Origin of the sequence: Streptomyces aureus, assembly GCF_001418135.1 — a bacterium.
Taxonomy (GTDB): Bacteria; Actinomycetota; Actinomycetes; order Streptomycetales; family Streptomycetaceae; genus Streptomyces; species Streptomyces aureus_A.
In genome coordinates this window covers 1-11701 of sequence record NZ_LIPQ01000183.1, presented here as the reverse complement: position 1 = coordinate 11701, position 11701 = coordinate 1, and the positions used below count along the sequence as shown (strand labels likewise).

The following is an 11701-nucleotide window of genomic DNA, read 5'->3' as shown; positions in this document are numbered from 1 at the left end:
TGGTGGGCGGTCTGGGGGCGGCGGCGGCCGCCGGCGGCTGAGGCCCGCACGCGTCAGGGGCGGTACGGGAGTTCCCGTACCGCCCCTGACGCGTGACGCGCGCCATGGCCGGCGCGCGAGGTGCGGAGAAGGATCAGAAGCCCGGGGGCTCCGTGTAGACGCCCCACTCGTCCCGCAGCGCGTTGCAGATCTCGCCGAGGGTGGCCTCCGCGCGGACGGCGTCCAGCATCGGGGCGATCATGTTCGAGCCGTCCCGGGCGGCCGCCAGCATGGCGTCGATGGAGGCGCGGACCTTGGCGTCGTCGCGGCGCTCCTTGCGCTCGCCGAGGACCCGGACCTGCTCCCACTCGACCTCGTGGCTGACCCGGAGGATCTCCAGGTCGCCGGTGACGGAGCCGTGGTGGACGTTGACGCCGACGACCCGCTTGTCGCCCTTCTCCAGGGACCGCTGGTACTGGAAGGCGGACTCGGCGATCTCGCCGGTGAACCAGCCGTCCTCGATGCCGCGCAGGATGCCGGAGGTGATCGGCCCGATCGGGTGCTGACCGTCCGGGTGGGCGCGGCGGCCGCGTTCCTTGATCTGGTCGAAGATCTTCTCGGCGTCGGCCTCGATGCGGTCGGTGAGCTGCTCGACGTACCAGGAGCCGCCCAGCGGGTCGGCGACGTTGGCGACGCCGGTCTCCTCCATCAGCACCTGCTGGGTGCGGAGCGCGATCTCGGCGGCCTGCTCGCTGGGGAGCGCGAGGGTCTCGTCGAGGGCGTTGGTGTGGAGTGAGTTGGTGCCGCCGAGGACGGCGGAGAGGGCCTCCACGGCGGTCCGTACGACGTTGTTGTACGGCTGCTGGGCGGTGAGGGAGACACCGGCGGTCTGGGTGTGGAAGCGGAGCCACTGGGCCTTGTCGGTCTTGGCGCCGTACACCTCCTTCATCCAGCGAGCCCAGATCCGGCGGGCGGCGCGGAACTTGGCGATCTCCTCGAAGAAGTCGAGGTGGGCGTCGAAGAAGAAGGACAGACCGGGGGCGAAGACGTCCACGTCGAGGCCGCGGCTGAGGCCGAGCTCGACGTAGCCGAAGCCGTCGGCGAGGGTGTACGCGAGCTCCTGCGCGGCCGTCGCCCCGGCCTCGCGGATGTGGTAGCCGGAGACGGAGAGCGGCTTGTACGCGGGGATGCCCTGCGCGCAGTGCTCCATCAGGTCGCCGATGAGACGCAGATGGGGCTCGGGCTCGAAGAGCCACTCCTTCTGCGCGATGTACTCCTTGAAGATGTCGGTCTGGAGCGTGCCGTTGAGCACGGCCGGGTCGACTCCCTGGCGCTCGGCGGCGACCAGGTACATGCAGAAGACGGGGACGGCGGGGCCGGAGATCGTCATCGAGGTGGTGACGTCGCCGAGCGGGATGTCCTTGAAGAGGACCTCCATGTCGGCGGCGGAGTCGATGGCGACACCGCAGTGGCCGACCTCGCCGAGGGCGCGGGGGTCGTCGGAGTCCCGGCCCATGAGGGTGGGCATGTCGAAGGCGACGGAGAGGCCGCCGCCGCCGGCGGCCAGGATCATCTTGTAGCGCTCGTTGGTCTGCTCGGCGTTGCCGAAGCCGGCGAACTGGCGGATGGTCCAGGTCCGGCCCCGGTAGCCGGTCGCGTGGAGCCCCCGGGTGTACGGGTACTCGCCGGGCCAGCCGATGCGTTCGAAGCCCTCGTAGGTGTCGCCGGGCCGGGGCCCGTAGACGGGCTCGACGGCGTCGCCGGAGAGCGTGGTGAAGTCGGCGTCCCGCTTGCGGGCCTTGTCGTAACGGGCCTGCCAGCGACGGCGGCCTTCCTCGATGGCGTCAGCATCCATGCTTCGAATTTACTAGGACGTCCTAGTAAATGTCGATGGGAAACCCCCGCACATCAGTGCGGGGGTCCGTGTCAGGCCTTGACCGGCTCCGGTCGCGCGCCGCTGATCAGCGGCAGCGTCTCGGCGACGACCTTGCGCTCGACGAAGAACGCGGCGAAGGGGATGGTGCCCGAGACCAGGACCCAGAGCAGCTTCCCGAACGGCCAGCGGGCCTTGGAGCCCAGGTCGAAGGCGAAGACGAGGTAGATGATGTAGAGGACACCGTGGGCCTGGGAGACCGCGAAGGTCACGTCCTCGCCCATGTCGAACCCGTACTTGAAGACCATGCAGGTGCACAGCACGAGCAGCATGACGGCGGTGATGTACGCCATGACGCGGTAACGGGTCAGCACGCTGGATTTCATGCCGTCGAGCGTAACGGCACGTTCCGGGCGATCTTCGCGCGGGTCCGCCCTCGCCGCGCGAGCGCCTACTTCTCCTCGAAGTCGTCCGCCGCGACCCGCAGCGGACGCAGCATCGCGAAGATCTCGGCGCACTCCTCCGCGTCGTACGCGCCGAGCCCGAAGTCCATCTCCATCAGGTCGCGGGTGGCCGCCTCGACCACCTCGCGGCCCTTCTCCGTGATGGAGGCGAGCGTTCCGCGGCCGTCGTTCGGGTTGGGCCTCTTGTCGACGAGACCGGACTTCACGAGCCGGTCCACCGTGTTCGTCACGGACGTGGGGTGGACCATCAGCCGCTCGCCGATCTTGGACATCGGCAACTCGCCGGCCTTCGAGAAGGTGAGCAGCACCAGCGCCTCGTAGCGCGCGAAGGTCAGCCCGTACGGCTTCACGACGGCGTCGACCTCCGCGAGGAGGATCTGGTGGGCGCGCATGATCGAGGTGATCGCGGCCATCGAGGGAACCGGGCCCCAGCGCTTCTGCCAGAGTTCGTCGGCGCGGGCGATGGGGTCGAAGGGGAGACTGAGCGGCTTCGGCACGCCTCGACCTTACCGACTGGTCATATGCCGGTCAGCCCCGTCTCGCCTTTCGGTCCCCGACCGCCCCGGTGTGCCCCGTCGCACCGGCCGCCCGCAGCTCGGCGGCGGCCACGAGGAGACAGACCGTGCCGACGACGCCCGTGCCCGCGACGACCGCGTGCACGGGGGCGAACTCGGCGGCGATCCCGGCCCCCGCCATGCCGATGCCCTGGACGGTCATCATGCCCGCGGTCATCAGGGTCATGGCCCTCCCCCGCTGCTCCTCGGGGACGGCGGCGACGAACCAGGCGTCGAGACCGAGGGTGTACGCCCCGGTGGCGCCCGCCAGGAAGAGCGCGGCGGCCGCGAGGGGCACGCCGGGCTCGGGTGCGTACAGCAGATAGGGCAGGACGCCGGTCACGGCGAGCGGCAGCACGATCCGGGAGCGGGTGGCCGCGCCGAGGAACGACCCGGCGAACAGCTCGCCCGCGATGGTGCCGACGGGCAGCGCGCACATGAGGAGGCCGAGGGCGGCGGTGGAGACGCCGATCTCGTCGGCGTACGGGGCGGCGAGCGCCTCGGGGACCACGGCGAAGAGCGGCGGCACCCAGAACATCAGCATCAGGGCCCGCACGCGCCGGTTCCGCAGCACAGCCCAGGTACCGGACAACCCGCCGTCGGCGGACCCGGACGCCCGGGCGGGACGGCGGGCGGTGCCGAGCCGGAGCAGCAGCGCCGAGACGAGGAAGGTGGTGGCGGTGACGGCCAGGGCGCCGCGCGGCGGGACGACGGTGAGCAGCACGCCGGCGACGGCGAAGCCGGTGAGGAGGGCGCTCTGGGAGACGATCCGCAGCAGGGAGCGGCCGAGGACGAAGAGGTCGCCCTCGCCGAGGATGTCGGCGAGGGTCGCCATGCGGGTGCCGTTGAAGACGGGCGAGACGACGGCGATGGCGCAGCGCAGCGCGAGCAGGACGGCGACGGGGGTGGCGGGGGCGACCATGAGCGCGACGCAGCCTGCGCAGAAGAGGTCGCAGACGACGAGGATCCGGCGGGGCGGGAGCCGGTCGGTGAGCCCGGCCAGCAGGGTGCCGCCGACGAGGTAGGGGAGGAAACCGAGGGCGAAGGTGAGGGAGGAGAGGAGCGGGGAGCGGGTGAGGTCGTAGACGAGCACGGTGAGCGCGAGCTCGCTGACGACGACCCCGAGCAGCGAGAACAGATGCGCCAGGAAGACGACCCGGAACTCCCGCACCCGGAAGACGGCCCGGTAGCCGGGGCCGGGCAGGGGCGGGGACGGAGGCGTGGGGGCGGTCGGCTCCGGTCCGGTCCCGGGCAGCGCGGTGGTGGGGTCGTCGTGCTTCGGCATGGCACGCAGCGTGCCGTCGGTGACGGGGTCCGCCCTAGACTTTCGGGCCCAGACGAATCTTCCGCTCCGGCCAGGAGGGCCCGTGCCGTACCACCTGCGTTTCGGCGAGGCCGACCCGCTGCGGATCCGGTTCGCGATCTCCCCGCTCTGGGAGACCCATTCCGCCGTGCGGGTCCTCGCCCGGCCCGGCAAGCAGGGCTACCACCTCCCGTGGATGCGGCGGATCGCGTCCGCCGCGCGGGAGCTCGACCTCGGGCCCCTGCATCTGCTGATGCCGCTGCACGGGCACAGTCCCGACTTCCTCTATCCGCCGCCACTGGGGCCCGCCGCCGCGTTCGAGGACGAGATCGCCGCGGTACGGGAGACCGATCCGGCGCTGGTCCTGGACGACTTCGAGCGGGCGCTCGCGGACACCCCGGGGGCGGCCGGGACGGCCGAGGGGCGGCGGCTGCTCGCGGATCCCGCCGGGGCGGTGCTGCGGCTCGCGGAGCTGCTCCGGGCCGCGTGGGAGGCGCTGATCGCCCCGGACTGGCCCCGGCTGCGGGCGCTCCTGGAGGCGGACGTGGCGTACCACTCGCGACGGCTCGCGGAGGGCGGGCTCGAACGGCTCCTGGACGAACTGCATCCGGCCTTCGCGTGGGACGCGGGGACGGCCACCCTGGAGGTCGCGTACCACGGTGAGCACATCCGTCCGCTGGACGGGCAGGGGCTCGTCCTCATGCCGTCGGTGTTCACCTGGCCGGACGTGGTGAGCGGTTTCGATCCGCCGTGGCAGCCGACGGTGGTCTATCCGGCCCGCGGGATCGGCGGGCTGTGGTCCGAGTCCGGGGACCGCACGCCGGAGGCCCTCGGGCGGCTCCTCGGCCCGGTGCGGGCGGACGTCCTGTGCGCGCTCGCCGAGCCGATGGGGACGACGGCGCTCTCCCACCTCCTCGGCCGGGCCCCCTCCACCGTCTCGGCGCACCTCGCGGTGCTGCGGGACGCGGGGCTGCTGACCTCCCGGCGGTACGGCCACCAGGTGCTGTACGAGCGGACCCCGCTGGGGATCGCGGTGTCACAGCCCGGAACCGGCTGACCGACATGCCACGATGGCCCGGATTGTCCCTTCGCCCGTACGAAGCGCCGTGCTCGCCGTACCCGACCCTGGGGGCCGGATGTCCCGTCGCACCGTCACCGCAGTCGCCCTGACCCTCGCCTCCGCGCTGCTCCTGACCGGGTGCGGCGAGGACGAGCCCCCCGAGGGCCCCGTCGGTCCGCCGTCCACGCGCGGCGAGGCCGTGGCCCCCGCGAGCGGCTCGCCGTTCTGGGTCGACCCGGAGAGCGACGCGGCCCGGCAGGTGCGTCAGTACGAGGCACAGGGCAGGACCGAGGACGCGAGGATCCTGAAGCGGATCGCGGACCGGCCGGTCGCGGACTGGCCGGCCGGGGACGATCCGGTGCCGGAGATCAGCCGCGCGGTACGGGGAGCCGCGGCGGAGGACCGTACGGCCGTGTTCGTCGCGTACAACATCCCGCACCGTGACTGCGGCATGTACTCGGCGGGCGGTTCGCGCGACGCGCGGGCCTACCGAACCTGGATCGACTCCTTCGCGACCGCGCTCGGGGACTCCTCGGCGATCGTCGTCCTGGAGCCGGACGCGGTGCCGCACATCGTGGACGGCTGCACCCCGGCCCAGTACCACGACGAGCGGTACCGGCTGCTCGCCGAGGCGATCGAGCGGTTCAAGCGGCAGCCCCGTACCCGGGTCTACCTCGACGCCGGCAACCCGGCCTGGATCGACGATCCGGCCAAGCTGGCGGAGCCGCTGCGCCGGGCGGGCGTGGCCCGCGCGGACGGCTTCGCGCTGAACGTCTCCAACTTCCAGACGAACGACGCGGTGCGGGCCTTCGGCGCGAGGCTGTCGGGACTGCTCGGCGGCGCCCACTTCACCGTGGACACCAGCCGCAACGGCGACGGCCCCCTCCCGGGCGACCGGGCGGAGGCCTGGTGCAATCCGCCGGGCCGGGCCCTCGGCGTGCCGCCGACGGACCGGACGGGGGACGACCTGGTCGACGCGTATCTGTGGATCAAGCGCCCCGGCGACTCGGACGGCCAGTGCCGGGGCGGCCCGGCCGCCGGCACGTGGTGGCCGGACTACGCCCTGGGCCTGGCGCGCAGGGCGAAGGGCTAGCCCGGCTCGGGGCCGCCCACCGGGGGTCGGCCGCCGACCTGGATCCACTTCGCCTCGGACGGGATGCCGTTCACGTCGGTGACGAAGAGCATGTACCAGCCGGGCGGTACGAGGGTCCGGTCCTCCGGTACGTCCACGGTGACCGTCGTCCCGTTCTGGCTCCTCGTCAGGCCGAGCGCCACCGAGCGCTGTTCGACGTCGGTGGTGTGGGTGACGGCGCTGGGCCGCATGAGCCGGGCCTCGGCGATCCGGCCGGCGTCCTTCGTCTTGAAGGTGGCGCGGCCGTTCTGGTCGAGTTCCTGCGGGCCCTCCCCCAGGACGGGCCGGTCGGCGCCGGCCCTGTGGAGGTAGGGCGGGGTGAAGACCTCGACGCGCTGCTCGAAGGTGCCGAGCCTGGTGTTGTCCTTGTCGTCGAAGAGCGGGTCGGAGCCGAAGGTCGCGACCCGGCCGTCGGGCAGCAGCAGCGCCTCGGAGTGGTAGTTGCGGCCGACGGTGGGTTCGGCGGCCTCGGTGAAGGCGTTGCTCCTCGGGTCGTAGAACTGCGCCTTGAGGATGTCGCTGCCGCCGCGGCCCCGGTAGTCCTCGGAGCCGCCGGTGGTGAAGACGGTGTCGTCGGGCAGCAGGACGCTGCTGAGGTAGCGGGTGCCCTGCGGCAGGGCCGGCCCGTCGGTGAAGACGGGGCTGTCCTCGGACACGTCGATGATCGAGGTGCGGGCGGTCGACCTGGACGACTCGCCGACCCCGCCGCCGCCGAGGACCATGACCTTCTGGTTCTGGGCGGGGGGCAGGATCAGGGAGGCGGAGGTCTCCAGCTGGTCGGGGTCGGTGAGCCCGCCGAGCTTGGTGAAGGAGTTCTTCTTCAGGTCCCACAGCCCCGGTTCGCGGCCCTTCTCGGCGGGGCCGTATCCGGCGTTGGAACCGGTGTAGAGGAGCTTGCCGCCCTTGGTGAGGAAGAGGGAGGGGTAGGTGGGGAAGTAGCGGAAGGGGCCCTTGGACCACTTCTTGGTCCCGGGGTCGTAGATCTCGTTGTCGCCGGGGACGACGTCGCCGACGTCGTTGAGTCCGGAGACGGCGAGGACCTTGCCGTCGTCGAGGGTGACGAGCGTGGGGTACCAGCGGGCGTCCTTCATGGGGGCGACCGGGATGTACTTCTCGGCCTTCGGGTCGAACTCGTAGGCGCCCTTGATGCCCTGGAAGTCCTGCTTCTCGGTGGTGAGCTTCTGCGCGAGGCCGTAGACGTCGTCGGCGGCGTCGCCCTTGAGGCCGACGACCTCGTACTGCGCGGCCTCGGTGGTGAGGGCCTGCGGGCCCTCCTCGCGGGCCTCGACGAAGACCCGGGCCTCCGCGGCGGTGACCTTGGTCTTCCACGGCTTCATCTGGCCGCTCTCGAAGTAGGAGATCTCGAACTCGCGCTTGGCCTTGGGGACGGTGACGTCGGCCTTGGAGAGGTACTCGACCCCGGACGGCGAGCGGAAGACGGTGCCCTTCTTGAGGGTGACCGCCTTGTCGGGGCTCTCGTTCTTGACCCGCATGCCGCCGCCGGCCTTCTTGACCTCGCCGTCGAGGATCTCGTACCGCGCGGTGCCGCCGGCGACGAGGAGGCGGCCGTCGGGGAGCTGGGTGTGGCCGGAGCAGAAGAAGTCCACGGGGGTGGGGATCTTCTTGAAGGTGTTCTTGACGGGGTCCCAGAGGATGGTCTCGAAGGTCCCCGCGTCGAAGTTCTTCTGGCTGTTGCCGGAGCCGGCGATCAGCAGCACCTTGCCGGTGTGCAGCAGGGCCGCGTGGATGGCGTTGATCCGGTACTGGTCGGGGACCGCGATCTCGGCCCAGGAGCCGAACCGCCGCTGGTAGCCGGGCTGGGCGATCTTGTACGCGTGGTACTTCTCCTCGGCGAAGGAGACGGCGGCGGGGGCGTTGAGCGCCGCGAGGACCAGGGCCGCCGCGCTGCCGAACAGGGTCTTCTTGAACTTCTTCGACGGCCGGTGGGCCATGGCTCAGTTCCCTCCCGTCGTCGTGGGGGCGGGGGTGACGGGCGCGGTCGGCGGCGGGGCGGCGGCCGTGACGACCTCGACCCCCTCGCGGGCGTCGGCGAGACCGCGGGCGCGGACGCGGGCACGGGCGAGCGCGCGGACGCGGAGCGCGCGCCGTCTCCCGAGGGCCGCGAACGCCCAGAGGGTGATCGGGGCGAGCGCGATGGCCAGGGCCAGGAGGGCCCAGGTGCGCATGGCCGCGTGGGTGTGCCCGAAGTGGACGGAGGCGGCGAGCGAGACGATGAGGACCACCGCCCAGAAGAGGTGGATACGGAAGGTCAGGATCCGGTCGGGGCTCGCCTCGCCGCCCTTGGGCGTGACGACGAAGCGGCCGCGGGTGCGGAGGATCGCCGAACCGAGGGACCTGAGGTAGATCGGGGCGGAGAACGCCGACATCGCCATGCCGGCGAGGCCCCCGGAGCCCTCGGGTTCGTGGGGCGAGACGTTGTGCCGCCGGTTCCAGAGGTAGAGGCCGATCTGGAGGGCGACGGCGTCGCTGTAGATCATCAGCCACACCGAGGTGGAGACCTGGGTACCGGAGGCGCCGAACCAGAGGTAGAGGACGCCGCTGAGGATGCCGAGGAGCCAGTTGACCGCGGTCATCGGGTAGTAGACGAGCATCAGGGTGTAGTTGAGGAAGCGGCCGGGCGGGGTTCGGAAGGGCGCCTTCCAGTACTGCTTGACGATCGTCTCGTACGTGCCCCGGGACCAGCGGAGCTGCTGGGCGAAGAAGTCCGTCCAGGAGGCCGGGCCCTCGCCGACGGCGAGGACGTCGGGGGTGTAGACGGAGCGCCAGTAGCGGCCGGTGCGCGGGTTCTTCCTGCGGTGCAGTTCGAATCCGGTGGCCATGTCCTCGGTGATCGAGTCGTACAGGCCGCCGATCTGCTTCAGGGCGGAGATCCGGACGACGTTGTTCGTGCCGACGAACATGGGCGCGTGGTAGCGGTTCCCGGCGCGCTGGATGAGGGCGTGGAAGAGGAACTGCTGGGACTCCGCGGCCTTGGTGACGATGTCGGTGTAGTTGCCGTACACCTGCGGTCCGACGACGAAGGCGACGTCGGGGTCCCGGAAGTAGCCGAGCATCCGCTCCAGGAAGTCGGGGAGCGGTACGTGGTCGGTGTCGACGGAGGCGAAGTAGTCGTACGTGTCGCCGTGCAGGGCGAGCCAGGCGTTGTAGTTGCCGTGCTTGGTCCTCGCCTTGTGAACGCCCTTCCGCGTGTTCCACTCGGGGACGCCGGCCCGGGTGAAGTGGCGTACGCCCAGCTCGGCGCAGAGCGCCTTGGCCTCGGCGGAGTCGCCCTCGTCGAGGAGCCAGACGTCGAGGAGGCCGTCGTGCCGCAGCCGGGTGGCGCCCTCAAGGGTGCCGCGGACCATGGTGAGCGGCTCCTTGCCCGGGACGTACGTGGTGAGGAAGGCGACGCGGGTGCCCTTCTCGGCGTACACGGGTATCGGATCGCGGGCGACCATGGTGGCGTGGGCGATCGCCGTGACGTTCACCAGCATGAAGAGGCAGATGAGCCCGATCGACACGAGCATCACGGTGTCGAGGTGGACGAGGTAGCGGTCGCCGCCCTCCCGGACGGTCCAGTGGCCGGGCCAGACGAGGTAGGCGAGGAGCAGCGCCGAGAGGACCGGCGCGAGGCCCATCAGGAGGACGGCCCGTATGCGGTGCGGCTCCTTCGAGAGCAGACTCCGGTACTGCACCGTGTAGGTCTCGGGGTCCGGTTCCGTGAGCGGACCGGCGAGTCGGCTGTAGGTGTCGTAGTCGTAGGCTCCCGGCCGCACGGTGCCTCCAGCTGTCGTCGAACGGGTCGATACCCCAACGAAAGGGGCAAACGCTCGGTGTGTCGACTGGAGTAGTCCGAGTGGGTTGGTCTAACGCGTACGGCCGCTCTGCCGCCGGAGCGTGTACGTGACGGCCCTTCGGGCGACGGGGTTCAGCTCCTCCATGGCGGCCATCAGGGCACCCAGCTGCTCCAGGGCCGCGAAGGCCGCCTCGGCGCCCGCCGGGTCGACGCCCTCGTACAGTTCGAGGCCGACGAAGGAGGCGCCGACCGCGCGGGCGAGCCCGGCGGGGTCGGTGAACTCGGCGAGCGGGGTCCCCGCCAGGACCCGGACGAGCACCTGCTCGATCTCGGTGATCCACAGGTCGAGGCCGGCCGCCGTGGCCGGCACCAGCCGGGGGTGGGCCTGCGCGCCGGCGAGCAGCTGCCCGAGGAAGGCGACATGACCGGCCGCCCGCTCCTCCTCGTGCAGCTCGCGCCCGAAGGCGAGCAGCTCGGTGAGGCTGCCGACCTCGGCGAGCCGCTCGCGGTGCCGGGCGACCCGCTGCTCGGCGCCGTGCCGGCAGGCCTCGGCGAGCAGCTCGTCGACGGAACCGAAGTGGTAGAAGACGAGGGCCTGGTTCACGCCCGCGGTGGCGGCGATGGCACGGGCGGAGGCCTTGGTGATGCCCTGCTCGACGAGGGTCCGCAGGGCGCCCGCGAGCAGCTTCTCCCGGGTCTCCTGGCTGCGCGCGTCCTGCGCCCGGGACTCCCCCGCCCGCCGGTCCCTCACTTCCCCGCTCATGCCCTTGCCTCCTCGCGCACCGGGCGCAGCCCCGCGCGCACCCCCCGGGATCGTAGGTCCATGTACGCGGCGACGAACGAACCCTCGTACCCGAAGACGGGGCCGACGTACCTGTTCTCCACCCGGACGCTTATGCGGAAGCGGCCGGCGTGCTCGTCGAAGGACTCGCGCACCTCGGCCCGGCCGCCGATCAGTTCCGGGACGCGCACGTCCAACGGGCCCTCGCGGAAACGGTGTTCGCCGGAGCGGATGAGGAGCGAGCCGTCCGGCTCGGCGGACATGTGGAGGTCGCTTGCGAGGTGCTGGTGGGTGCCGAGGTAGTCGAGGACGCAGTCCCGCTCGGGACTGTGGACCATGGTGGCGTCGAAGCGCCGGGGCCCGCCCGGCAGGGCGAAGGTCCGGACGAAGGTGACGGTCTCGCGGCCGTACGAGTCCGTGTACGGCACGTTCTCGATGGTGAAGGGCACGTCGCGGCCGGTGCGGGGCAGCAGGATGTTCCGCAGCCCGCCGATCGCGAGGAAGGGCTTCACCAGGGCCCGGCCGTGCCAGATCCGGTCCATGACACCGCGCCCGACGCACAGCTCTCCGCTCGCGAGCCCGACGGAGAAGCGCCGCTGGAGCTCGGGGTGCAGGCGTTCGAAGGCCGCGTCCCCCATGGCCGTGCGGAAGATCGAGGTCACGACTGCTCCAGGGCGGGCTCGGGTGCGGGCTTCGGGGCGGGCTCTCGGGACGGCCCGAGGGTCGGCGCCGGGGGCGGTCCCGGGGGCGGTCCCGGGG

10 protein-coding genes are annotated in these 11701 nt (G+C 71.8%); 2 read left to right on the top strand and 8 right to left on the bottom strand.

Features of this window, described 5'->3' with window-relative positions:
- Nucleotides 1-133: 133 nt before the first annotated feature.
- The 4 genes from AOK00_RS17125 to AOK00_RS17110 all read right to left on the bottom strand — a co-directional run bounded on the left by AOK00_RS17125 (nucleotide 134) and on the right by AOK00_RS17110 (nucleotide 4155).
- Nucleotides 134-1834 carry an acyl-CoA mutase large subunit family protein gene (locus tag AOK00_RS17125; RefSeq protein WP_055601176.1) on the bottom strand — a complete coding sequence of 567 codons (1701 nt, stop codon included), beginning with the start codon at nucleotides 1832-1834 and terminating at the stop codon, nucleotides 134-136.
- Nucleotides 1835-1905: 71 nt separating this feature from the next.
- On the bottom strand, nucleotides 1906-2238 hold the full coding sequence (locus AOK00_RS17120) for a DUF3817 domain-containing protein (protein ID WP_055601175.1): 333 nt from the start codon (nucleotides 2236-2238) through the stop codon (nucleotides 1906-1908).
- A gap of 65 nt (nucleotides 2239-2303) precedes the next feature.
- Complete coding sequence (locus tag AOK00_RS17115; RefSeq protein WP_055601174.1) at nucleotides 2304-2813, bottom strand: MarR family winged helix-turn-helix transcriptional regulator; 510 nt, start codon at nucleotides 2811-2813, stop codon at nucleotides 2304-2306.
- A 31-nt stretch (nucleotides 2814-2844) separates the two neighbouring features.
- Nucleotides 2845-4155: an MFS transporter gene (locus tag AOK00_RS17110; protein WP_079042044.1), complete on the bottom strand. Its 1311-nt coding sequence runs from the start codon at nucleotides 4153-4155 to the stop codon at nucleotides 2845-2847.
- 82 nt (nucleotides 4156-4237) lie between these two features.
- Here AOK00_RS17110 and AOK00_RS17105 point away from each other — a divergent pair, with 82 nt between their 5' ends.
- Both AOK00_RS17105 and AOK00_RS17100 read left to right on the top strand, forming a co-directional pair.
- The gene (locus tag AOK00_RS17105) at nucleotides 4238-5230 is read left to right on the top strand and encodes an ArsR/SmtB family transcription factor (protein WP_030321169.1); all 993 of its coding nucleotides are present in this window, start codon (nucleotides 4238-4240) and stop codon (nucleotides 5228-5230) included.
- 79 nt (nucleotides 5231-5309) lie between these two features.
- Nucleotides 5310-6326 (top strand): glycoside hydrolase family 6 protein, encoded by a 1017-nt coding sequence (locus AOK00_RS17100; RefSeq protein ID WP_055601173.1) that lies wholly within the window; start codon nucleotides 5310-5312, stop codon nucleotides 6324-6326.
- Here the strand turns inward: AOK00_RS17100 and AOK00_RS17095 are convergent.
- The 4 genes from AOK00_RS17095 to AOK00_RS17080 all read right to left on the bottom strand — a co-directional run bounded on the left by AOK00_RS17095 (nucleotide 6323) and on the right by AOK00_RS17080 (nucleotide 11604).
- Entirely contained in the window at nucleotides 6323-8317 is a 1995-nt protein-coding gene (locus AOK00_RS17095; protein ID WP_055601172.1) for a kelch motif-containing protein, read from the bottom strand. The two genes, AOK00_RS17100 and AOK00_RS17095, sit on opposite strands and share 4 nt — an antisense overlap.
- Nucleotides 8318-8320: 3 nt before the next feature.
- The gene (locus AOK00_RS17090; protein ID WP_055601171.1) at nucleotides 8321-10141 is read right to left on the bottom strand and encodes a glycosyltransferase family 2 protein; all 1821 of its coding nucleotides are present in this window, start codon (nucleotides 10139-10141) and stop codon (nucleotides 8321-8323) included.
- A 90-nt stretch (nucleotides 10142-10231) separates the two neighbouring features.
- Nucleotides 10232-10924: a TetR/AcrR family transcriptional regulator gene (locus tag AOK00_RS17085; RefSeq protein ID WP_055601170.1), complete on the bottom strand. Its 693-nt coding sequence runs from the start codon at nucleotides 10922-10924 to the stop codon at nucleotides 10232-10234.
- A complete protein-coding gene (locus tag AOK00_RS17080; protein ID WP_055601169.1) occupies nucleotides 10921-11604 on the bottom strand; it encodes a DUF4166 domain-containing protein in 684 nt (227 codons plus the stop codon). Before AOK00_RS17080 ends, AOK00_RS17085 begins: the two co-directional genes overlap by 4 nt.
- Nucleotides 11605-11701: the final 97 nt, after the last annotated feature.

Excerpts from the sequence above, each read along its gene's own strand:
- AOK00_RS17125 (WP_055601176.1), bottom strand. The coding sequence starts at position 1,834 with ATGGATGCTGACGCCATCGAGGAAGGCCGCCGTCGCTGGCAGGCCCGT.
- AOK00_RS17120 (WP_055601175.1), bottom strand. The coding sequence starts at position 2,238 with ATGAAATCCAGCGTGCTGACCCGTTACCGCGTCATGGCGTACATCACC.
- AOK00_RS17110 (WP_079042044.1), bottom strand. The coding sequence starts at position 4,155 with ATGCCGAAGCACGACGACCCCACCACCGCGCTGCCCGGGACCGGACCG.
- AOK00_RS17100 (WP_055601173.1), top strand. The coding sequence starts at position 5,310 with ATGTCCCGTCGCACCGTCACCGCAGTCGCCCTGACCCTCGCCTCCGCG.
- AOK00_RS17095 (WP_055601172.1), bottom strand. The coding sequence starts at position 8,317 with ATGGCCCACCGGCCGTCGAAGAAGTTCAAGAAGACCCTGTTCGGCAGC.
- AOK00_RS17085 (WP_055601170.1), bottom strand. The coding sequence starts at position 10,924 with ATGAGCGGGGAAGTGAGGGACCGGCGGGCGGGGGAGTCCCGGGCGCAG.